Below are 21,364 nucleotides of genomic sequence, written 5' to 3' on the forward strand. Positions count from 1 at the left end.
AGAATCGCGCTATCTTTATTTTTCGGAGACTGTGGTGATTGGTTCGGTCTCTCCCCGAGAACGTAGAAATGTATAACTAAAACCCTGAAATGTGATATGAAAAGAATAGTTCTTTTGGCGATCGCGGCGATAGCCTTTGCCGCTTCGTCGGTAGCCCAGAAATATGCGTTGATTGATATGGAGTATATTCTCAAGAACATACCTTCGTACGAGATGGCCAACGAGCAGTTGAACCAGGTGTCGCAACGCTGGCAAAAAGAGTGCGACGACAAGGCGGCCGAGGCCAAGACCATGTATCAGAACTACCAGTCGGACCTGGTGTTCCTGACCGAAGACATGAAGGTGAAACGCGAAGAGGAGATTCGCGACAAGGAGACCGAGGTGGTAGAGTTGCGTCGGAAATACTTCGGCCCCGAAGGCGAACTGTTCAAAAAACGCGAGAGTCTGATGAAACCTATCCAGGACGACATTTACAATGCCATCAAGAAAATTTCGGAGGAGAAAGGCTACTCGATGGTTATCGACCGAGCTTCGTCGCCCAATATCATTTTTGCTTCACCCAAGATAGATATTAGTAATGAAGTGCTCGCAAAGTTAGGATATTCAAAATAATTGCGTACTTTTGCACTGTTATTCGTAACTAACAATAAAAACAAAAATATAGTATGATCAAAAAACTTCTTTTTGCTGCTGTGTGCTTCTGCTCGCTGAGCTTCATGGCACAAGCGCAACAGGCCCTTAAATTCGGTACCGTAAATTCTCAGGAGATTTTCATGCTGATGCCCGAGAAAGCAACTGCCGAGAAGACTCTTCAAGATATTAACAAGAAGTATGAGGATGAATTCATGAAGATTCAGGAAGAGTTTACCAAGAAATATAAAGAGTATATGGCTTTGGGCGACACGATTCCCGAGACAATCCGTGCCCGTCGCATGCAAGAGGTTCAGGATTCTCAATCGCGTATCGAGAGCTTCCGCGAAATGGCCGCTCAAGATATCCAGAAACAACAGGAGGCCCTCTTCGCTCCTATCCAACAGAAACTGATGGACGCCATCAAGTCGGTAGGTGCCGAAGGCAAATACACCTATATCTTCGACTTGGCCTATCCTATTGTCATCTATCAGGGTGCACCCAGCGAAGATGTAACTCCGTTGGTAAAAGCCAAATTGGGCTTGAAATAATTATTCCCTCGTCGAGGGACTGTATAAAAGGGTGATAATGTAACTTATCATCCTTTTTCCATATATACGGGAACAGAGATGAATGTAAACAAAGAGCATACGATGATGGGCCCCATCGGGGTCTTCGACTCGGGTTACGGCGGCCTCACCATACTCGAGCAGGTGCGTCGGGGATTGCCCCAGTACGACTACCTATATCTGGGCGATAACGCCCGGGCGCCATACGGTACACGTTCGTTCGAGATTGTCTATGAGTTTACCAAGCAGGCGGTGCTGCACCTCTTCGATCAGGGGTGTTCGCTGGTGATACTGGCCTGCAATACGGCTTCGGCCAAGGCGCTGCGCAGCATTCAGCAGAACGATTTGCCTCGCATTGCTCCCGATCGTCGGGTGCTGGGGGTGATACGCCCCACCGTCGAGGCGCTGGCCGAGCTTACCCGCACCGGCCACATAGGTGTGTTGGCTACGCCGGGTACCATACAGTCGCGGTCGTACGAGATGGAAATCAAGAAGATGTACCCCGGTTACGAGGTCTACGGACAGGCTTGCCCCATGTGGGTTCCGCTGGTCGAGAACAACGAGGCGCAGGGTCCCGGTGCCGATTACTTCGTGAAGAAGTACATCGACGAACTGCTGGCCCAGTCACCCGCCATCGATACGGTGGTGCTGGGGTGCACCCACTATCCGCTGTTACTCGATAAGATCAGGAGATACCTCCCCCCGTCGGTATCGGTGGTGGTACAGGGGCCGCTGGTAACCGACCGGTTGGCCGACTATCTGCACCGTCACCCCGAGATCGAAACCCGTTGCTCGAAGGGTGGCCACTGCCGCTACCTCACCACCGAGGCAACCGGCAAATTCTCCGAGGCGGCTACGCTCTTCCTTCACGAGCCGGTAGGGGCCGAACACATTGTATTGGGATAACTGAAAAATATTTATGACTATGGCAAAGAAAGAGACTCTGCCGGGTATCCGGCTCAACAAATACATCAGCGACTCGGGCTTCTGCTCCCGCCGGGAGGCCGACAAACTCATTACCGACGAACGGGTCACCATCAACGGCCATCTGGCCACACTGGGCAGCCGGGTCGAAGAGGGCGACAAGGTGAAAATCGACGGCGAACCGCTGCACTACATCCCCATGGAACAGCGCGAGTACAAGTTGCGCCGTTACGGGGCTTCGTCGCGCCGCAACAGCTCGTTCGGGGCCGAGGCTGCCGAGGAGCGGTCGACCCACCGTCCGGCGCGCAATCGGGCTGCAGAGGGGCGCGAGAGCGATTCGCAAGGCGGGCGTCGCACCCGTCATGCCGCTCACGAGTCGGGCCGTCGCAGAGCACAACCGGCCAAACCTCGGGCCGAGCGTGTCGACAAGAAAGATGCTGCCGGGCGTAGTGCTTCGGCCGACCATACACGGGGCCGGGGCACAACCTCCAAGAGTCGTCCCGACGAGAAACGCCGTCGGGGCTGATGGCCATGAGGCCGTGCCGGTTTCCGATGTGGAGAAGGGCGGCCCTTGAGCCCCCTTGTGCTGCGAAACGAACCTATACGACAATCCCCCTTGCCTGTGAGCTACATGCTTCCGGCAAGGGGGATTGTTTTTTTTATCTTGAGATCTCCTTTTCCTTGAGAAGAAAGTGGCTTGCTTAGACCAGCCATTTAACCAGCAGGTAACCACCGCCCACCAGCCAGATGAAGAGCCCGAAGGCCAAAATGAAAGGTTTGGCTCCTGCCTGTTTGAACTTGTCAATGCTGGTCTCGGCGCCCAGTGCCGTCATGGCCATGGTCAGCATGAAAGTATCGAGGTATTCGATGGCTCCGTTCAGGGGAATGTCTTTTACGGTCGGGGCATCGAAGAGGTACTGGAGCAAGGAATTCAGGCAGATGATGCCGATGAATCCGAAAGCAAACCAGGGAATGGTAATCTTGCTCTTGGCCACTGTGCCGTCGGCTGATACTTTTTTACGTCCGGCAAGGGCGAAGCTCATGATGACCAATACGGGGGCCAGGAGCATGACACGAATCATCTTGGTGATGGTGGCTGTACCGGCAATGCCCAGCGTATCGGTGGGGTCCATCGCATTGCCTGCACCGGCAACGTGGGCCACTTCGTGCAGGGTACTTCCCGTGTAGATGGCTACCTGGGTATCGGACAGACTGGAGAGCAGTCCTGAGCGGTACATGATGGGGTAGAGGAACATGGCAATGGTTCCGAAAATGACTACGGTAGACACGGCGATGGCGGTCTTATGGCCTTCGCACTTGATAACCGGCTCGGCACCGAGTACGGCAGCTGCACCACAGATGGCACTGCCGGTAGAGGTAATCAGGGCGGTGTCTTTGTCTATCTTCAGCAGCTTGCCCAGGAAGATGCCCAGGAAGATGGTGCCGCAAACGATGATGCTGTCTACCAGAATGGCCGGGAGACCTACGGCGGCCACATCGGTCAGCGTCAGGCGGAAACCGTAGAGTACGATACCGGCGCGCAGAATCTGTTTCGAACAGAATTTGATACCCGGCACCCAGGTCTCGGGCAGCCGGTTGCGCAAGCTGTTGGCGTAGAGCATGCCCAATACGATACCCACGATGAGCGGACTGAGCGAGAGATTTTTTATAAACTGGATCTCGGCGATGTAGAAAGCCGAAAACGAGAAGAGTACAATCAATAGAATACCATGAAGTACGTTTCCTTGTTTTTCGCTGATCATAACAGTTGAATATTAGAGTGTTTTGTTTTGTATTATTGACTTGAGCGGCGAAACAGACCGGGCCGTTTCCCGGGGAAAACACATTTACCCGTCGGGTGGTTTTCCGGTTTCGCGCTGCAAAGGTAGGTTTTTATTTCAAAAGTTATGATTTCTTTGTAGTTATAATCTATAACCAGAGGTTATGCCCCGCCTGCTCCCGGGTTAAACGCACCGAGGGGCTGCCCGCAAAGGCAGCCCCTCGGTGTATGGGTTGAAGGGTAGGGGTTACTCCTCTTCGTACCAGGTCGAGTACATCAGGTAGTTTTTGGCAATCTTCTGGTTGATTTCCTTCGACTGTTCGGGATCGACCATCTTGATGAATTTGGCCGGAGTCCCGCCCCAGAGTTCGCCCGGTTTGATAACCGTCTTGCTCAGCACTACTGCACCGGCAGCCACGATGGCGCCTTCGCCCACTACGGCATGGTCGAGCACGACCGAGCCCATGCCTATGAGGGCTCCGTTGTGTATGGTGGCTCCGTGTATGGTCACGTTGTGGCCTATCGACACGTCGTCGCCAATCTCGATTGTCGATTTTTCGTAGAGGGTATGCAGTACCGCACCGTCTTGAATGTTCACCCGGTTGCCGATGCGTATCGAGTTGACATCGCCCCGCAACACGGCTCCGAACCAGATGCTGCATTCGTCACCGATGACGGTATCGCCTATGAGTACGGCATTGTCGGCCAGGAAGCAGTTCTTGCCGACCTTGGGGGTAAAGCCCCGCACAGATTTTATAAGTGCCATATCGAATCTATTTTTTTAGTTTGTATCCGTTAGATAGATGTTGTCTTGCGGTGCAACCATTGCTGTTCCTCCTCGTTGAGCATGGGGCTGAGGCGGTCGTATACCATTTCGTGGTAGTTGTTGAGCCATTCGATCTCCTTCTCGGTCATAATCGAGAGGTCGAGCGCCTCGGTGTCGAAGGGGAAGAGAGTGAGGGTCTCGAAGCGGTAGAACATGCCGAACTCGTTCTGGTAGTCGGGAACGGTGAGAATGAGGTTCTCGCAACGGATGCCATACTCGCCCGTGCGGTAGAGACCCGGTTCGTTCGAGGTAATCATGCCCGGCATGAGCGGGGTGGGGTTCTCTTCGAGGCGGATGTTTTGCGGTCCCTCGTGCACGTTGAGGAAGTGGCCCACGCCGTGGCCTGTGCCGTGCAGGTAGTTGAGGTGGTCGTCCCACAGGAAGTGACGGGCCAGAGCATCGAGCTGCGAGCCCCGGGTGCCTTGCGGGAAGTGGCAAGAGGCCAGTGCGATGTGCCCCTTCATTACCAGCGTGAAGTCGCGTTTCTGCCGCGGCGAAAGGTTGCCCAGCGAGATGGTGCGGGTGATGTCGGTCGTGCCGTCGAGGTATTGGGCACCCGAGTCGATGAGCAGGAATCCGCGGCGGGTAATGGTGGCGTTGCTCTCGGGGGTAGCCGTGTAGTGGACGATGGCGCCGTGCTCGTTGAAGCCGGCGATGGTGGCGAAGCTCTCGCCCACGTAGAGGTTCTGTTGCGAGCGGAACTCACGCAGTTTTTCGGCTACGGTAATCTCGGTCACTTTGCCGCTGTCGATATTCTGTTCGAGCCAGCGGAAGAAGCGAACCAGAGCTACACCGTCGCGAATCATGGCCTCGCGGGTGCCGGCCAGTTGAGTCTCGTTCTTGATGCTCTTGAGCAGGGCAATGGGCGATTGTCCCGACACGGAGGTGGCGTTGAGTTTATTTAATAAGGTATAGTTGATTTTGTTGGTGTCGACGAATACCTTTTTCTCGACCGGCAGAGAGCCCACGAAGTCGAAGATGCTGTCGTAGGGCATGATTTCGACGGCATTCTTTTTCAAGTATTGGCATACGGTGTCGCCAATCTTGTCCTGGTCGATGAAGAGGATACGACGGTCGTCGTCGATATAGGCATAGCACACTACCACGGGGTTGCACTTCACGTCGTTGCCGCGGATGTTGAAGGCCCAGGCAATCTCGTCGAGGGCAGCCAGCAGCAAGGCTTCGGCTCCGGCCTGGTGTACCTGCTCCATGATGCGGGTCATCTTGTCGGCTACCGATTCGCCGCTATATTTCTCCTCGTGGATGAAGACCTCGTTTTTGGGAATCGAGGGGCGTCCCTCCCAGATGGTGTCGAAGGGGGTGAAGTCGGAGACGAAGTGAAGTCCGTGACTCTCGAAGTTCTGCTTCATCTTGGCGGCTTGCGAAGCCCCGAACAGCGTACCGTCGATAGCTACGGTAGCCCCTTGCGGCAGAGTCTTCAAGAGCCATTGTTCGATGGTGGGCGTATCGGGTAACCCCTCTTTGAAGAGCTCGAAACCCGAGCCCTCGAGTTGTTGCGCTGCTTGCAGGAAGTAGCGAGAGTCGGTCCACAGTCCGGCCTGATTGGTGGTTACGACAGCGGTTCCGGCCGATCCGTTAAATCCTGAAATCCAGGTGCGTGCAGCCCAGTGACTGGCATAATACTCGCTTTGGTGCGGATCGGTCCCCGGTATGATAAACGCGGTAATACCGGCTTTGCCCATCTCTTCGCGCAGGGCTTTCAGTCGGGGTAATGTCGATTTGCTCATAATATCTCTTTTTTATATGTGTGTCTTGTCCCTATCCGAGCGGTAATTCCCGGCATCGGCCTGAGCGGAAATCGTTGTATCGAGCCCTTGCCGGTATTATCGTTGCCCGAAAGAAAAAAAATCATTTGCCTGTAAAGGTAGTCATATTTGAGAAAATACGAAGATAAAAGCGTGTGAAAATATTGGAACGAAGATGAATGTCTGGCGGCGCCCCTTTCTATAAATTTTATGGATAAGGTGTATTTTAGGGGTCGAAAGTTTTGCTAATCACAAAACAATCTATAATTTTGCACCGCAATTGTTCAAAAGGAAATAAATAAACTAATATCTAAATAATTATGATTATAGTTCCAGTAAAAGAAGGCGAAAACATCGAAAAGGCTTTGAAGAAATTCAAACGGAAATTTGAAAAAACAGGTGTAATAAAAGAATTGCGTAACCGTCAGGCATTTGAAAAACCGTCGGTAACGAACCGTAAAAAGATGATGCGGGCTATCTACATCCAGAAGCTCCACCAGGACGAAGAGTAATTTTTTTATTGCCGGCAGGTATTGGATTTTTCAATAATTTCCCTTATATTCGTAGCGTAAGTAAAAGCTACGAGTTATGCTGGTCGAATCGTTTTTAAGATATATCCGGTATGAGAAGAATCTTTCTACTCATACCGTATTGTCATATAAAAACGATTTGTTTCAGTTTAAAGCGTTCCTTGAAACCCTCGAGCCCGGGTGTGAGCTGCAACAGGTTACCCCCGAGCAGGTGAGGGAGTGGATAGCCTCGTTGTCTGAGGATGGGCTTACGGCTCGCAGTATCTCGCGCAAGGTCTCCTCGCTTCGGGCGTTCTATCGTTATCTGGTAAGTCAGTCGGTTGTGGCGGGCAGTCCGGTAAACGATGTACGGGTACCCAAGGTGAGGAAGAAATTGCCGGTCTATTTGCGGCGCGATACCATGGACGAGTTGCTCGACGACGTGTCGTATGGCGATGACCTGGAAGGCGTGCGCAACAAGTTGATTATCGAGATGTTCTATAATACCGGCATCCGTCGGGCCGAGCTGATAGGCTTGAAAGACGAGGATGTGCGCGAAGGAGAGATAAAAGTGACCGGTAAACGCAACAAGCAGCGGTTGGTCCCTTACGGAGCCGAGTTGGCCGAACTGATAGCCGACTACCGTCGGATGCGTAGCGAAGCCGGGTTGGGCGATGCCGAATACTTCTTTATAAGGAAGAGCGGAGAGCCCCTCTATCCGCAACTGGTCTATCGGGTGGTGAAACAAGCCTTGTCGCAGGTGTGCACCCTCGAGAAGCGAAGTCCGCACGTACTGCGTCATACCTTTGCCTCGGTCATGCTCAACAACGGAGCCGGGCTCAACAGTGTCAAGGAACTGCTCGGGCACCATTCATTAGCTTCAACCGAAGTATATACACATATCACGTTTGAAGAACTGAAACAAAGTTATAACCAGGCTTTCCCCCAAAGAAAGCCATAAAAAAAGGAGGTAATATGGAAATCCGTATTCAAGCTATTCATTTCGACGCATCGGAGAAGTTGGAAAAATTCATTCAGAAAAAAGTTTCCAAACTCGAACAATATTACGATGGCATCATTGCCGTAGAAGTTTCATTGAAGGTGGTAAAGCCCGAGACTGCGCAAAATAAAGAAGCGGGCATAAAAGTATTTGTGCCTCGCAACGAGTCGGTATTTTCGAGCAAAGTGGCTGATTCTTTTGAAGAAGCGGTCGATGTTGCTATCGAAGCTCTCATTAAGCAACTCGTGAAGTTGAAAGAAAAGATGAGGGAAAAATAAAAAAAAAGCTCCGATATTTTTGTAGTTTAAAAATTATGCCTAAATTTGCACCCGTTTCTCACCGATATGAGCTGTGAAGAGCGGGTGCAAAATTGTCCCGAACGAAGAGCGGAGTGAGATGAGAGGGCGGCGGCTCTCGATGAAAAACGAAAAGACTGAAAGGGGCAAATACCAGAGTGGCCAAATGGGGCAGACTGTAAATCTGCTGGCTTACGCCTTCGGTGGTTCGAATCCATCTTTGCCCACAAGAAAGAGGCGAAAACGGTACGATGAAAAGCCGTCGGTTCTCCGGGTCGAATCTCCCACAGGTGTTGAAGTCGATCTTTCACTCGAAAAGAAATATTGCCAATGTAGCTCAGGGGTAGAGCACTTCCTTGGTAAGGAAGAGGTCACGGGTTCAAATCCCGTCATCGGCTCCAAGTTTTTAGAACGCTAATCAATTTTATAAAAAATACAAAACTATGGCAAAAGAACAGTTTCAACGTACCAAACCCCACGTAAACATTGGTACTATTGGTCACGTAGACCACGGTAAAACGACCTTGACCGCCGCCATTACGATGGTACTTGCAAAGAAAGGTCTTTCTGAAATGCGCTCGTTCGACTCGATCGATAACGCACCTGAGGAAAAAGAGCGTGGTATTACGATTAATACTTCGCACGTAGAATATGAAACTGCAAACCGCCACTATGCACACGTTGACTGCCCGGGTCACGCCGACTATGTAAAGAACATGGTAACCGGTGCTGCTCAGATGGATGGTGCAATTATCGTGGTTGCAGCTACCGACGGTCCTATGCCCCAAACTCGTGAGCACATCCTGTTGGCTCGTCAGGTGAACGTTCCTCGTATCGTTGTATTCCTGAACAAATGTGATATGGTAGACGACGAAGAGATGCTCGAACTCGTTGAAATGGAGATGAGAGAGTTGCTCAACGCCTATGAATATGATGGTGACAACACGCCTATCATCCGTGGTTCTGCCCTCGGTGCCTTGAATGGCGAACCCAAATGGGAAGAGAAAATCATGGAGTTGATGGATGCCGTAGATACTTGGATTCCTCTGCCTCCGCGTGATGTTGATAAACCCTTCTTGATGCCTGTTGAGGACGTATTCTCGATTACTGGTCGTGGTACTGTTGCTACGGGTCGTATCGAGGCCGGTCGCGTAAAAGTTGGCGACGAGGTACAGATCCTGGGTCTGGGCGCCGACAAGAAATCGGTTGTAACCGGTGTTGAGATGTTCCGCAAGATCCTCGACGAAGGTGAAGCTGGTGATAACGTAGGTCTGTTGCTCCGTGGTATCGACAAGAACGAAATCAAACGTGGTATGGTAATCTGCCACCCGGGACAAGTAAAACCCCACTCGGAATTCAAGGCTCAAGTTTATATCTTGAAGAAAGAAGAAGGTGGTCGTCACACTCCGTTCCACAACCACTATCGTCCTCAATTCTACATCCGTACGCTTGACGTAACGGGCGAAATCACTCTCCCCGAAGGTGTAGAAATGGTAATGCCTGGTGACCACGTAACTATCAACGTGAAACTCATCACTCCGGTTGCTTGCGACAAAGGTCTGCGTTTCGCAATCCGTGAAGGTGGCCGTACGGTAGGTTCGGGTCAAATCACCGAAATCTTGGACTAATCGCATAGCGAATTAGCTTAGATAAAATTACAAAAATCAGCCCTCATTGCGGGGCTGATTTTATACGGGTCTAGCTCAGTTGGTAGAGCACTGGTCTCCAAAACCAGGTGTCGGGAGTTCGAGTCTCTCGACCCGTGCAAAACTGAATGAAACAATGAAGAAATTGAAAATACTTGCCGATATCCAGGATTCTTACAATGAACTGGTTCATAAAGTATCTTGGCCGACCAAATCGGAGTTGGCAAATAGCGCTGTAGTGGTTATGTTCGCTTCCCTTATTATCGCTATAGTGATATTTGCAATGGATCAATGTATTGACAAAATCATGCACCTTATTTACGGAGGTTTTTAATTAGGGAGGTAAATCAATGTCTGAAGAAAAAAAAGGCTGGTACGTTCTGCGTGCCATTAGCGGAAAAGAGAGCAAGGTCAAAGAAGTTCTTGATGCCGAAATCAAGAATACTGATCTTGGCAATTACGTATTTCAGGTCTTGATACCTACCGAAAAAGTCTACACCGTACGTAACGGCAAAAAAGTGGTAAAGGAGAAAAACCTTTACTCGGGTTATGTTTTTGTGGAAGCCATCTTAGTAGGCGAGGTTATTCACCACCTGCGCAACACCACCAACGTCATCGATTTCCTGGGTGGAAAATCCAATCAACCGGAGCCCCTGCGGCCTTCGGAAGTTAATCGTATGTTGGGGGCAGTAGACGAAATGCAAGAGGTGGGCGACGAGCCCGCCGTTGTATATCACGTAGGCGAAACGGTAAAAGTAAACTATGGCCCCTTCAACGGCTTTAGCGGAATTATCGAAGAGGTGAACAACGAGAAGAAGAAGCTGAAGGTGATGGTGAAGATCTTTGGTCGCAAGACTCCGTTGGAACTGGAAAATTCGCAAGTAGAGCGGGAGTAATACAAGAGGTTACGCGCTTGTATGAATCCTCGGTATTTTAATAATATCAAAATTAAAAACAATGGCTAAAGAAATTGCTGGACAAATCAAATTACAGATTAAAGGTGGTGCAGCAAACCCCTCTCCTCCCGTAGGACCTGCTCTGGGTTCCAAGGGTATCAACATCATGGAGTTTTGCAAGCAATTCAATGCCCGTACCCAAGACAAGGCCGGTAAGATTTTGCCGGTTGTCATCACCTATTACAGCGACAAGTCGTTCGACTTTGTTGTAAAGACGCCTCCCGTTGCCATCCAGGTACTGGAAGCTGCCAAAGTAAAAGGTGGTTCGGCCGAGCCCAATCGTAAGAAAGTGGGTGAGATCACTTGGGATCAGGTAAAAGCAATCGCCGAGGACAAAATGGTTGACTTGAACTGTTTTACCGTAGAATCGGCCATGCGCATGGTTGCTGGTACAGCTAGAAGTATGGGTATCACCGTAAAAGGGGAATTCCCGGTAAATAACTAATAAACTTCAATTGAAATGGGTAAACTGACAAAAAATCAAAAGTTAGCTTTAGCAAAGATTGAAGCAGGGAAGGCCTACTCACTCAGCGAGGCATCTCAGTTGGTGAAGGATGTAACCTTTACCAAATTCGACGCATCGCTTGATATTGATGTACGCTTGGGTGTTGACCCTCGTAAAGCCAATCAAATGGTACGTGGCGTCGTTTCGTTGCCTCACGGAACCGGTAAGCAAGTGCGTGTATTGGTGCTCTGTACGCCCGATGCCGAGACTGCAGCCAAAGAGGCTGGTGCCGACTACGTAGGATTGGACGAGTATATCGAGAAAATCAAAGGCGGTTGGACCGATATCGACGTAATCATTACGATGCCTGCTATCATGGGTAAAATCGGTGCTCTGGGACGTATCCTCGGCCCTCGTGGTCTGATGCCTAACCCCAAGAGCGGTACGGTAACTACCGATGTGGCTAAAGCTGTAAAAGAAGTAAAACAAGGTAAGATCGACTTCAAAGTCGACAAGAATGGTATAGTACATGCCTCCATAGGTAAGATTTCGTTTGCTGCCGACCAGATTCGCGACAACGCTCGTGAGTTTGTTTCGACCCTGATCAAACTGAAACCGACTGCTGCTAAGGGTGCTTATATCAAGAGTATTTATCTTTCGAGTACAATGAGCCCGGGTATCAAGATTGATCCCAAATCAGTTGACGAGAACTAAAACATGGAATTATGAGAAAGGAAGATAAAGGCACTATTATTGCACAAATAGCAGATACTGTAAAGGAGTATAGCTGCTTCTACCTCGCCGAAACCGCTACGTTGAACGCCGAGAAAACGAGCAATCTGCGTCGCGCTTGTTTCAAGGAAGGTATCAAAATGTTGGTTGTAAAGAACGCCCTGCTGCACAAGGCTCTCGAAGGTCTCGATGCCGACTACTCGCCTCTGTATGGCGCTTTGAAGGGTTCTACAACGATGTTCTTCTCGAATGTGGGTAACGCTCCGGCCAAACTGATCAAGGAGTTCAGAAAAACCTCTGAAGACCTCGTATTGAAAGCCGCCTATGTAGAAGAAAGTTTCTATATCGGCGCCGATCAGTTGGATACGCTGGTTGCCATCAAGAGCAAAAACGAACTTATTGCTGACGTTATCGCCCTCTTGCAGTCTCCTGCCAAGAATGTGGTATCGGCTCTTCAGTCAGGCGGTTCGACTATTCATGGAGTATTGCAGACTCTATCAGAAAGATAACTTTTTATACACAAACATTATTACGAATAATAACATTTAATTCATACAAAAATGGCAGATTTGAAAGCTTTTGCAGAACAATTAGTTAACTTGACCGTAAAGGAAGTAAACGAACTTGCTCAAATTTTGAAAGACGAATATGGTATTGAACCTGCTGCTGCAGCTGTTGCTGTTGCTGCTGCTCCCGCTGCCGGCGGAGCTGCTGCTGAAGAAAAAACATCGTTCGATGTTGTTCTGAAAGCTCCGGGTGCAAACAAACTGGCTATCGTTAAATTGGTGAAAGAACTCACCGGACTTGGCTTGAAAGAAGCTAAAGACCTCGTAGACGGTGCTCCCAACAACGTAAAAGAAGGTCTTGCTAAAGCTGATGCTGAAGCTCTGAAAAAACAACTCGAAGACGCTGGAGCAGAAGTTGAACTTAAATAATATATCTGGTAATCAGATAGGTTGGTTAAGAATCATCTTAGTCGGTGATTCTTAACCTTTTTGTGTATATATTTTTAATTAAGTTCACTTAATCCATTCTATAAATGTCTTCTACAATAGGTAAACCACGCGTAAATTTCGCTTCAATCAAAAATCCGCTTCCTTATCCGGATTTCCTTGAAGTTCAGTTGAAGTCGTTTCAAGACTTTTTGCAACTCGACACTCCGCCTGAAAAGAGAAAAAACGAAGGTCTTTTCAAGGTCTTTGCCGAGAACTTTCCCATTGCTGATACGCGCAACAACTTTGTCCTCGAATTCCTGGACTATTATATCGACCCGCCCAGATACACCATCGAAGAGTGTCTCGAGAGAGGGTTGACATACAGCGTACCTTTAAAGGCTAAACTGAAACTATACTGCACCGACCCCGATCACGAGGATTTCGCTACGGTAATACAAGACGTTTATTTGGGCCCCATCCCTTACATGACGGCTAAGGGTACCTTTGTCATCAACGGTGCCGAGCGGGTAGTGGTATCGCAGTTACACCGTTCTCCGGGTGTCTTCTTCGGACAAAGTACGCATGCCAACGGTACCAAACTTTATTCGGCTCGTATCATTCCGTTCAGAGGATCGTGGATTGAGTTTGCCACCGACATCAACAACGTGATGTATGCCTATATCGACCGGAAGAAAAAATTGCCCGTGACCACGCTGCTGCGTGCCATCGGCTTCGAGACCGATAAGGACATTCTCGAAATCTTCGGTCTGGCAGAAGACCTCAAAGTCTCCAAGACCAACCTGAAAAAAGCCATCGGTCGCCGCTTGGCCGGTAACGTGGTGAAGTCGTGGGTCGAAGACTTTGTCGACGAGGATACGGGCGAGGTTGTTTCTATCGAACGTACCGAAATCGTGATTCCTCGTGAAACCGTCCTGGAAGAGTCGCACATCGCCGACATTCTCGAGTCGGGGGTTCAAAACATCCTTCTCCACAAGGAAGGCGGGAATACCTCGGACTACTCGATTATCTTCAACACCCTCCAGAAAGACTCCAGTAACTCGGAGAAGGAAGCCGTGCTCTATATCTATCGTCAGTTGCGTAACGCCGAGCCGGCCGACGAAGCCAGCGCTCGTGAGGTGATAACCAACCTCTTCTTCTCGGAAAAGCGTTACGACCTGGGCGAAGTAGGACGTTACAGAATAAACAAGAAATTAAACCTCTCCACCTCGCCCGACGTGAAGGTGCTCACCAAAGAGGATATTATCGAGATCATCAAATACCTTATCGAGCTTATCAACTCGAAGACCGATGTCGACGATATCGACCACTTGAGCAACCGTCGTGTGCGTACTGTGGGAGAGCAATTATACAACCAGTTCGGTGTCGGGTTGGCCCGTATGGCCCGTACCATCCGCGAGCGTATGAATGTGCGCGACAACGAGGTATTCACCCCCATCGACCTGATCAACGCCAAGACGATTTCGTCGGTAATCAATACCTTCTTCGGTACCAACGCCCTGTCGCAGTTCATGGACCAGACCAACCCGTTGGCCGAGATTACCCACAAGCGCCGTATGTCGGCCCTGGGCCCCGGCGGTCTGTCGCGTGAGCGTGCCGGTTTCGAGGTGCGCGACGTGCACTATACCCACTATGGCCGTCTGTGTCCTATCGAGACGCCTGAGGGTCCTAACATCGGTCTGATTTCGTCGTTGTGCGTATATGCCAAAATCAACGATTTGGGCTTCATCGAGACTCCGTATCGCAAGGTGAAAGACGGCAAGGTAGATTTGTCGCCCGAAGGTGTCGTATACCTGACTGCCGAAGTGGAAGAGGGTCAGATTATTGCCCAGGGTAATGCCCCGTTGAACGACGACGGTACCTTTATCCGCAATCGGGTAAAAGCTCGTTTGGGTGCCGACTTCCCCATTGTATCGCCCGACCAGGTGAACCTGATGGATGTGTCGCCTACGCAGATTGCTTCGATTGCCGCATCGCTCATCCCCTTCCTCGAGCACGACGATGCCAACCGTGCGTTGATGGGATCGAACATGATGCGCCAGGCCGTACCTCTGTTGCGCTCCGAGGCTCCTATCGTAGGAACCGGCATCGAGGGCCAGTTGATACGCGACTCGCGTACTCAGATTATGGCCGAAGGCGAAGGTGTAGTCGAGTTTGTCGATGCTACGGTTATCCGCATCCGTTACGACCGCACCGAAGACGAAGAGTTTGTAAGTTTCGAAGATGCCGTTAAAGAATACAAGTTACCCAAATTCCGCAAGACCAACCAGAGCACCACGATCGACCTGCGTCCTATCTGCCACAAAGGCGACCGTGTGAAAGCCGGCGATATTCTCACCGAGGGTTATTCGACCGAAAACGGTGAGTTGGCTCTGGGCCGCAACCTCAAGGTGGCCTTCATGCCTTGGAAGGGTTACAACTACGAGGATGCCATCGTGCTGAACGAACGTATGGTTCGCGAAGACATCCTCACCTCGGTTCACGTCGACGAGTATTCGCTCGAGGTACGTGAGACCAAGCGCGGTATGGAAGAACTTACTTCCGATATTCCCAACGTGAGCGAGGATGCTACCAAAGATCTCGACGAGCGTGGTATTATCCGGGTAGGTGCCCAGGTGAACCCCGGCGATATTATGATCGGTAAGATTACGCCCAAGGGAGAGTCCGATCCTTCGCCCGAAGAGAAACTGTTGCGTGCCATCTTCGGCGACAAGGCCGGCGACGTGAAGGATGCTTCGTTGAAAGCTACCCCCTCGCTGAAAGGTGTCGTTATCGGTACCAACCTCTTCTCGCGCGCCATCAAGAAGAAAAAATCGAAACTCAGCGACAAAGCCATCTTGCCCAAACTCGACGAAGAGTATGAAGAGAAGATGAACGGCTTGAAGTCGATACTTATCGACAAGCTGCTCGTGCTCACACAAGGCAAGGTTTCGCAGGGTGTGAAAGACTTTATGGGTACCGACATCGTGCCCAAGGGCACCAAGTTTACCCAGGCTGTTCTCAGCAAAATCGACTACACCTCGGTACAGGTGAGCAAGTGGACGACCGATGCCGCCAAGAACGACTTGATTCGTGCCACCATCATCAACTACCTGAAGAAGTACAAGGAGTACGATGCCGAATTGCGTCGTAAGAAATTCGACATCTCGATCGGCGACGAGCTCCCCTCGGGTATCGTGCAAATGGCCAAGGTATACATCGCCAAGAAACGTAAGATCAGCGTGGGCGACAAGATGGCCGGTCGTCACGGTAACAAAGGTATCGTGTCGCGTATCGTGCGTCAGGAAGATATGCCGTTCCTGGCCGACGGTACTCCCGTCGACATCGTGCTGAACCCGCTGGGTGTGCCTTCGCGTATGAACTTGGGACAGATTTTCGAAACCGTTCTGGGTTGGGCCGGTGCCGAGCTGGGCGAGAAATTCGCTACGCCTATCTTCGACGGTGCCAGCCTCGACGACCTCAACGCCTGGACCGACAAGGCCGGTCTGCCTCGCTACGGTAAGACCTACCTCTACGACGGTGGTACCGGCGAACGCTTCGACCAACCGGCTACGGTAGGTGTCATTTACATGCTGAAACTGGGCCACATGGTCGAAGACAAGATGCACGCCCGTTCCATCGGTCCGTACTCACTCATTACGCAACAGCCGTTGGGTGGTAAGGCACAGTTCGGTGGTCAGCGTTTCGGTGAGATGGAGGTTTGGGCACTCGAAGCCTTCGGTGCCGCTCACGTGCTGCAAGAGATCTTGACCATCAAGTCGGACGATGTGGTAGGACGTTCGAAAGCCTACGAGGCTATCGTCAAAGGCGAGCCCATGCCTACGCCCGGTATCCCCGAGTCGCTGAATGTGCTCTTGCACGAATTGCGAGGCCTCGGTCTTAGTGTCAACTTAGAATAAAATAAAATCCAAACGGTCGGGCCGTCGCCCTGTGCGGCGGCCGGGCCAATAACTCTTTATACATTAAACATTTATGGCTTTTAGAAAAGATAACAAAATAAAGAGTAACTTTTCGAAGATTTCGATTGGTTTGGCTTCGCCCGAGGAGATTTTGGAGAACTCGAGCGGCGAGGTGCTGAAACCCGAAACCATCAACTACCGTACCTACAAACCCGAGCGCGACGGTCTGTTCTGCGAGCGCATCTTCGGTCCGGTAAAGGACTATGAGTGCCACTGCGGAAAATACAAACGCATCCGTTACAAGGGTATTGTCTGCGACCGATGCGGTGTCGAGGTGACCGAGAAGAAGGTGCGCCGCGAACGTATGGGTCACATCCAGTTGGTTGTGCCTGTGGCCCACATCTGGTATTTCCGTTCGCTGCCCAACAAGATTGGGTATCTGCTGGGATTGCCCAGCAAAAAACTCGACGCCGTTATCTACTACGAGCGTTACATCGTTATACAACCGGGTCCTCAAACCGACCTGGCCACTTACGACCTCCTTTCTGAAGAGGAGTATCTGAACATCATGGATTCGCTCCCCCGCGAAAACCAGATGCTCGAAGATACCGACCCCAACAAGTTCATCGCCAAGATGGGTGCCGAGGCCATCTACGACCTGCTGTGCCGTCTCGACCTCGACGAACTCTCTTACGAGCTGCGTCACCGCGCCAGCACCGACGGCTCTCAACAACGCAAGACCGAGGCTTTGAAACGCCTGCAGGTCGTTGAGTCGTTCCGTGCTTCGAAGGGCCGCAACCGTCCCGAGTGGATGATCTTGAAGGTAATCCCCGTGATTCCCCCCGAACTGCGTCCGTTGGTTCCCCTCGATGGTGGACGTTTTGCCACCAGCGACCTCAACGACCTCTATCGCCGGGTTATCATCCGCAACAACCGTCTGAAACGATTGATGGAAATCAAGGCCCCCGAGGTGATTCTGCGCAACGAAAAACGTATGTTGCAAGAGGCTGTCGACTCGCTGCTCGACAACTCGCGCAAGTCGAGCGCCGTCAAGACCGAGGCCAACCGTCCGTTGAAATCGCTCTCCGACAGTTTGAAGGGTAAACAGGGTCGTTTCCGTCAGAACCTGCTCGGTAAACGTGTCGACTACTCGGCCCGTTCGGTTATCGTCGTAGGTCCTGAATTGAAGATGCACGAATGCGGTCTGCCCAAAAACATGGCGGCCGAACTTTATAAACCCTTTATCATCCGCAAGCTCATCGAGCGCGGTATCGTCAAGACCGTGAAATCGGCCAAGAAGATCGTGGACCGCAAGGAGCCCGTCGTATGGGATATCCTCGAACACGTGATGAAGGGACACCCCGTGCTGCTGAACCGTGCCCCGACGTTGCACCGTCTGGGTATCCAGGCTTTCCAACCCAAGATGATCGAGGGTAAGGCTATCCAACTGCACCCGCTGGCATGTACGGCATTCAACGCCGACTTCGATGGTGACCAGATGGCCGTGCACTTGCCTCTGGGCAACGAGGCTATCCTTGAGGCTCAACTGCTCATGTTGGGTGCGCACAACATTCTCAACCCGGCCAACGGTGCACCTATCACCGTGCCTTCGCAAGACATGGTTCTGGGTCTGTACTACATTACCAAACTGCGTCCCGGTTCGCTGGGCGAGGGGCTGAAGTTCTATGGCCCCGAAGAGGCCGAGATTGCCTACAACGAAGGTAAGGTTTCGTTGCACGCTCCCGTATCGGTAGTGGTGAAAGATGTCGACAAAGACGGCAACATCATCGAGCACATGGTCGAGAATACTTCGGTAGGCCGTGTACTGGTGAACCAATACGTACCTCAGGAAATCGGCTATGTAAACGAGATTCTTTCGAAGAAGTCGTTGCGCGACATCATCGGTAAGGTAATCAAGGTTTGCGGTGTGACCCGTTCGGCACAGTTCCTTGACGACATCAAGAATCTGGGTTACTACATGGCCTTCAAGGGCGGTCTGTCGTTCAACCTGGGCGACGTGCTCGTTCCGCCTGAAAAGGAGACTTTGGTAGCCGAAGGTAATGCCGAGGTTGAGCAGATTATGAACAACTACAACATGGGTTTCATTACCTACAACGAGCGTTACAACCAGATTATCGATACGTGGACACACGTCAACTCGCGTCTGTCCGACATCCTGATGAAACAGCTTTCGGCCGACAACCAGGGATTCAACTCGGTATTCATGATGCTCGACTCGGGAGCCCGTGGTTCTAAGGACCAGATTCGTCAGCTCTCCGGTATGCGTGGTCTGATGGCCAAGCCGCAGAAGTCGGGTGCCGAGGGTGGTCAAATCATCGAGAACCCTATCTTGGCCAACTTCAAGGAGGGTCTGTCGGTGCTGGAGTACTTCATCTCTACGCACGGTGCTCGTAAGGGTCTTGCCGATACCGCCTTGAAAACAGCCGACGCCGGTTACCTGACCCGTCGTCTGGTCGACGTAGCCCACGATGTGATTATTCACGAGGAGGACTGCGGAACCCTGCGCGGATTGGTTTGCACCGAAATCAAGAACAACGAAGAGGTAGTAGCCTCGCTGGGCGAAAGAATCCTGGGCCGTGTATCGGTTCACGATGTAGTGAACCCCCTCACCAACGAGATTCTGGTTCACGCCGGCGAAGAGATAACCGAGGCTATTGCCCAGAAGATAGAAGAGTCGCCTATCGAGCAAGTCGAGATTCGTTCGGTGCTCACCTGCGAATCGAAGAAAGGCGTCTGCGCCAAGTGCTACGGCCGCAACCTGGCCAACAACCGCATGGTTCAGAAAGGCGAGGCTGTGGGTGTGATTGCTGCACAGTCTATCGGCGAGCCGGGTACACAGCTGACACTGCGTACATTCCACGTCGGTGGTATCGCCTCGAACATCGCTGCCGTATCGAGCGTGAACTCGCGTTACGACGGTATCCTCGAAATCGAAGAGCTTCGTACCGTAGAGAGCGTATCGGATAGCGGCACGAAGGTACAGATTGTCGTAGGTCGTCTGGCCGAAATGCGTATTATCGATCCGCACACCAAGATGGTGCTGATGACGGCCAACATTCCTTACGGTTCGAAGTTGTACTTCAACAACGGCGATACCGTGAAGAAGGGCGACATGATTTGCGAATGGGACCCCTTCAACGCCGTTATCGTTTCGGAGGTTGGCGGTAAAGTCAAATTCGAAGCCGTTGAAGATGGTGTTACCTATCGTGTAGAATCGGACGAACAGTCGGGTTTGAAAGAGAAGATTATCATCGAGTCGAAAGACCGTACCCGTGTACCGTCGGCTCAGATTCTCGATGAGAACGGACAGGTAATCAAAACTTACGCTCTGCCTGTGGGTGCTCACCTGATGATCGAGGATGGCGATACGATTAAGACCGGTGAGGTATTCGTGAAGATACCGCGTGCCGTAGGTAAGGCCGGTGATATCACGGGTGGTCTGCCTCGTGTAACCGAGTTGTTCGAGGCCCGTAACCCGTCCAACCCTGCTGTCGTTTCGGAAATCGACGGCGAGGTTATCTTCGGTAAAGTGAAACGTGGTAACCGTGAAATCTCGGTGGTATCGAAGACCGGCGAGACGAAGAAATATCTGGTACCGCTGTCGAAGCAGATTCTGGTTCAGGAGAACGACTATGTACGTGCCGGTACGCCCCTCTCCGATGGTGCCGTTACGCCCTCCGACATCCTGGCCATCAAAGGCCCCACGGCTGTACAGGAATATATCGTGAACGAGGTTCAGGACGTATACCGCATGCAGGGTGTGAAGATCAACGACAAGCACTTCGAGGTAATCGTTCGCCAGATGATGCGCAAGGTACAGATTCTCGACCCGGGAGATACCCGCTTCCTCGAACAGCAGATTGTCGACAAACGCGATTTCATGGACGAGAACGACCGTATTTGGGGCAAGAAAGTGGTTACCGATCCGGGCGACTCGCAAACGCTCAAGGCCGGTCAGATTGTAACGGCCCGCAAGCTGCGCGACGAAAACTCGGCGCTGAAACGCAAAGACCTCAAGCTCATCCAGGTGCGCGATGCTATCCCCGCAACCTCCGAGCAGATTCTGCAAGGTATCACCCGTGCCGCTCTGCAAACGTCGAGCTTCATGTCGGCCGCTTCGTTCCAGGAGACGACCAAGGTGCTCAACGAGGCTGCCATCAACGGCAAGGTCGATACGCTCGAGGGTATGAAGGAGAACGTCATCTGCGGTCACCTCATCCCGGCCGGTACCGGTCAACGCGAGTTCGACAAGCTCATCGTAGGTTCCAAAGAGGAATTCGACCGTGTGTTTGCCAACCGCAAGAACGTAACCGACTTCTCCAACTGATAACGAGCTGAACATTATAGCATAAAGGGAGCGACTCCATACACGGGTCGCTCCCTTTTTTTATGCCCGGCAGCAACAGCCCGAG

At 51.4% G+C, this 21,364-nt stretch carries 19 protein-coding genes and 3 tRNA genes; 19 read left to right on the forward strand and 3 right to left on the reverse strand.

Annotated features, from left to right (window positions below; genetic code table 11):
- The first annotated feature begins 96 nt into the window (after positions 1-96).
- The 4 genes from B5F38_RS05485 (at position 97) to B5F38_RS05500 (ending at position 2,649) form a co-directional block, all read left to right on the forward strand.
- A complete protein-coding gene (locus B5F38_RS05485) occupies positions 97-612 on the forward strand; it encodes an OmpH family outer membrane protein (RefSeq protein WP_087408309.1) in 516 nt (171 codons plus the stop codon).
- Between the two features lie 53 nt (positions 613-665).
- A complete protein-coding gene (locus tag B5F38_RS05490; RefSeq protein ID WP_087408310.1) occupies positions 666-1,181 on the forward strand; it encodes an OmpH family outer membrane protein in 516 nt (171 codons plus the stop codon).
- A gap of 78 nt (positions 1,182-1,259) precedes the next feature.
- Positions 1,260-2,105, forward strand: a complete 846-nt coding sequence (murI, locus tag B5F38_RS05495) for a glutamate racemase (protein ID WP_241147812.1) — start codon at positions 1,260-1,262, stop codon at positions 2,103-2,105.
- A gap of 19 nt (positions 2,106-2,124) precedes the next feature.
- A complete protein-coding gene (locus B5F38_RS05500; RefSeq protein ID WP_206422480.1) occupies positions 2,125-2,649 on the forward strand; it encodes a S4 domain-containing protein in 525 nt (174 codons plus the stop codon).
- Positions 2,650-2,824: 175 nt separating this feature from the next.
- Here B5F38_RS05500 and B5F38_RS05505 read toward each other — a convergent pair whose 3' ends face one another.
- The 3 genes from B5F38_RS05505 to B5F38_RS05515 form a co-directional block, all read right to left on the reverse strand.
- Positions 2,825-3,886 carry a YeiH family protein gene (locus B5F38_RS05505; RefSeq protein WP_087408311.1) on the reverse strand — a complete coding sequence of 354 codons (1,062 nt, stop codon included), beginning with the start codon at positions 3,884-3,886 and terminating at the stop codon, positions 2,825-2,827.
- Between the two features lie 264 nt (positions 3,887-4,150).
- The gene (locus B5F38_RS05510; protein WP_087408312.1) at positions 4,151-4,669 is read right to left on the reverse strand and encodes a gamma carbonic anhydrase family protein; all 519 of its coding nucleotides are present in this window, start codon (positions 4,667-4,669) and stop codon (positions 4,151-4,153) included.
- Between the two features lie 29 nt (positions 4,670-4,698).
- On the reverse strand, positions 4,699-6,477 hold the full coding sequence (locus tag B5F38_RS05515; RefSeq protein WP_087408313.1) for an aminopeptidase P family protein: 1,779 nt from the start codon (positions 6,475-6,477) through the stop codon (positions 4,699-4,701).
- A 338-nt stretch (positions 6,478-6,815) separates the two neighbouring features.
- On the opposite strand from B5F38_RS05515, the gene rpsU reads away from it, so the two are divergent.
- From rpsU to rpoC, 15 genes are all read left to right on the forward strand, one after another.
- A complete protein-coding gene (gene rpsU / locus B5F38_RS05520; protein ID WP_087408314.1) occupies positions 6,816-7,007 on the forward strand; it encodes a 30S ribosomal protein S21 in 192 nt (63 codons plus the stop codon).
- A gap of 76 nt (positions 7,008-7,083) precedes the next feature.
- Positions 7,084-7,965, forward strand: coding sequence for a tyrosine-type recombinase/integrase (locus tag B5F38_RS05525; protein WP_087408315.1), 882 nt, complete (start codon positions 7,084-7,086; stop codon positions 7,963-7,965).
- Positions 7,966-7,979: 14 nt separating this feature from the next.
- Entirely contained in the window at positions 7,980-8,282 is a 303-nt protein-coding gene (gene raiA, locus B5F38_RS05530; RefSeq protein ID WP_087408316.1) for a ribosome-associated translation inhibitor RaiA, read from the forward strand.
- A gap of 162 nt (positions 8,283-8,444) precedes the next feature.
- Positions 8,445-8,527: transfer RNA gene (locus B5F38_RS05535), tRNA-Tyr, on the forward strand.
- A 99-nt stretch (positions 8,528-8,626) separates the two neighbouring features.
- Positions 8,627-8,701 (forward strand) — tRNA-Thr (locus tag B5F38_RS05540).
- A 42-nt stretch (positions 8,702-8,743) separates the two neighbouring features.
- Positions 8,744-9,928 (forward strand): elongation factor Tu, encoded by a 1,185-nt coding sequence (gene tuf, locus B5F38_RS05545; protein ID WP_025279249.1) that lies wholly within the window; start codon positions 8,744-8,746, stop codon positions 9,926-9,928.
- 64 nt (positions 9,929-9,992) lie between these two features.
- Positions 9,993-10,065: transfer RNA gene (locus tag B5F38_RS05550), tRNA-Trp, on the forward strand.
- A gap of 17 nt (positions 10,066-10,082) precedes the next feature.
- Complete coding sequence (gene secE, locus B5F38_RS05555; RefSeq protein ID WP_025279250.1) at positions 10,083-10,280, forward strand: preprotein translocase subunit SecE; 198 nt, start codon at positions 10,083-10,085, stop codon at positions 10,278-10,280.
- Positions 10,281-10,296: 16 nt separating this feature from the next.
- The gene (gene nusG, locus B5F38_RS05560) at positions 10,297-10,842 is read left to right on the forward strand and encodes a transcription termination/antitermination protein NusG (RefSeq protein WP_087408317.1); all 546 of its coding nucleotides are present in this window, start codon (positions 10,297-10,299) and stop codon (positions 10,840-10,842) included.
- A gap of 61 nt (positions 10,843-10,903) precedes the next feature.
- A complete protein-coding gene (rplK, locus tag B5F38_RS05565; protein ID WP_087408318.1) occupies positions 10,904-11,347 on the forward strand; it encodes a 50S ribosomal protein L11 in 444 nt (147 codons plus the stop codon).
- Positions 11,348-11,362: 15 nt separating this feature from the next.
- Entirely contained in the window at positions 11,363-12,061 is a 699-nt protein-coding gene (gene rplA / locus B5F38_RS05570; RefSeq protein WP_087408319.1) for a 50S ribosomal protein L1, read from the forward strand.
- Between the two features lie 11 nt (positions 12,062-12,072).
- The gene (rplJ, locus tag B5F38_RS05575) at positions 12,073-12,588 is read left to right on the forward strand and encodes a 50S ribosomal protein L10 (protein WP_087408320.1); all 516 of its coding nucleotides are present in this window, start codon (positions 12,073-12,075) and stop codon (positions 12,586-12,588) included.
- A gap of 51 nt (positions 12,589-12,639) precedes the next feature.
- Positions 12,640-13,014 carry a 50S ribosomal protein L7/L12 gene (gene rplL / locus B5F38_RS05580; RefSeq protein ID WP_087408321.1) on the forward strand — a complete coding sequence of 125 codons (375 nt, stop codon included), beginning with the start codon at positions 12,640-12,642 and terminating at the stop codon, positions 13,012-13,014.
- A 104-nt stretch (positions 13,015-13,118) separates the two neighbouring features.
- Positions 13,119-16,931 carry a DNA-directed RNA polymerase subunit beta gene (gene rpoB, locus B5F38_RS05585; RefSeq protein WP_087408322.1) on the forward strand — a complete coding sequence of 1,271 codons (3,813 nt, stop codon included), beginning with the start codon at positions 13,119-13,121 and terminating at the stop codon, positions 16,929-16,931.
- Between the two features lie 73 nt (positions 16,932-17,004).
- Entirely contained in the window at positions 17,005-21,279 is a 4,275-nt protein-coding gene (gene rpoC / locus B5F38_RS05590; protein ID WP_087408323.1) for a DNA-directed RNA polymerase subunit beta', read from the forward strand.
- Positions 21,280-21,364: the final 85 nt, after the last annotated feature.

The organism is Barnesiella sp. An22 (assembly GCF_002159975.1).
In the GTDB taxonomy this organism is placed as follows: Bacteria; Bacteroidota; Bacteroidia; order Bacteroidales; family Barnesiellaceae; genus Barnesiella; species Barnesiella merdigallinarum.

Excerpts from the sequence above, each read along its gene's own strand:
- raiA (WP_087408316.1), top strand. The coding sequence starts at position 7,980 with ATGGAAATCCGTATTCAAGCTATTCATTTCGACGCATCGGAGAAGTTG.
- tuf (WP_025279249.1), top strand. The coding sequence starts at position 8,744 with ATGGCAAAAGAACAGTTTCAACGTACCAAACCCCACGTAAACATTGGT.
- rplJ (WP_087408320.1), top strand. The coding sequence starts at position 12,073 with ATGAGAAAGGAAGATAAAGGCACTATTATTGCACAAATAGCAGATACT.
- B5F38_RS05485 (WP_087408309.1), top strand. The coding sequence starts at position 97 with ATGAAAAGAATAGTTCTTTTGGCGATCGCGGCGATAGCCTTTGCCGCT.
- murI (WP_241147812.1), top strand. The coding sequence starts at position 1,260 with ATGAATGTAAACAAAGAGCATACGATGATGGGCCCCATCGGGGTCTTC.
- B5F38_RS05515 (WP_087408313.1), bottom strand. The coding sequence starts at position 6,477 with ATGAGCAAATCGACATTACCCCGACTGAAAGCCCTGCGCGAAGAGATG.
- rpoC (WP_087408323.1), top strand. The coding sequence starts at position 17,005 with ATGGCTTTTAGAAAAGATAACAAAATAAAGAGTAACTTTTCGAAGATT.
- B5F38_RS05525 (WP_087408315.1), top strand. The coding sequence starts at position 7,084 with ATGCTGGTCGAATCGTTTTTAAGATATATCCGGTATGAGAAGAATCTT.
- rpoB (WP_087408322.1), top strand. The coding sequence starts at position 13,119 with ATGTCTTCTACAATAGGTAAACCACGCGTAAATTTCGCTTCAATCAAA.
- rpsU (WP_087408314.1), top strand. The coding sequence starts at position 6,816 with ATGATTATAGTTCCAGTAAAAGAAGGCGAAAACATCGAAAAGGCTTTG.
- B5F38_RS05490 (WP_087408310.1), top strand. The coding sequence starts at position 666 with ATGATCAAAAAACTTCTTTTTGCTGCTGTGTGCTTCTGCTCGCTGAGC.
- secE (WP_025279250.1), top strand. The coding sequence starts at position 10,083 with ATGAAGAAATTGAAAATACTTGCCGATATCCAGGATTCTTACAATGAA.
- B5F38_RS05500 (WP_206422480.1), top strand. The coding sequence starts at position 2,125 with ATGGCAAAGAAAGAGACTCTGCCGGGTATCCGGCTCAACAAATACATC.
- B5F38_RS05510 (WP_087408312.1), bottom strand. The coding sequence starts at position 4,669 with ATGGCACTTATAAAATCTGTGCGGGGCTTTACCCCCAAGGTCGGCAAG.
- nusG (WP_087408317.1), top strand. The coding sequence starts at position 10,297 with ATGTCTGAAGAAAAAAAAGGCTGGTACGTTCTGCGTGCCATTAGCGGA.
- rplK (WP_087408318.1), top strand. The coding sequence starts at position 10,904 with ATGGCTAAAGAAATTGCTGGACAAATCAAATTACAGATTAAAGGTGGT.
- B5F38_RS05505 (WP_087408311.1), bottom strand. The coding sequence starts at position 3,886 with ATGATCAGCGAAAAACAAGGAAACGTACTTCATGGTATTCTATTGATT.
- rplL (WP_087408321.1), top strand. The coding sequence starts at position 12,640 with ATGGCAGATTTGAAAGCTTTTGCAGAACAATTAGTTAACTTGACCGTA.
- rplA (WP_087408319.1), top strand. The coding sequence starts at position 11,363 with ATGGGTAAACTGACAAAAAATCAAAAGTTAGCTTTAGCAAAGATTGAA.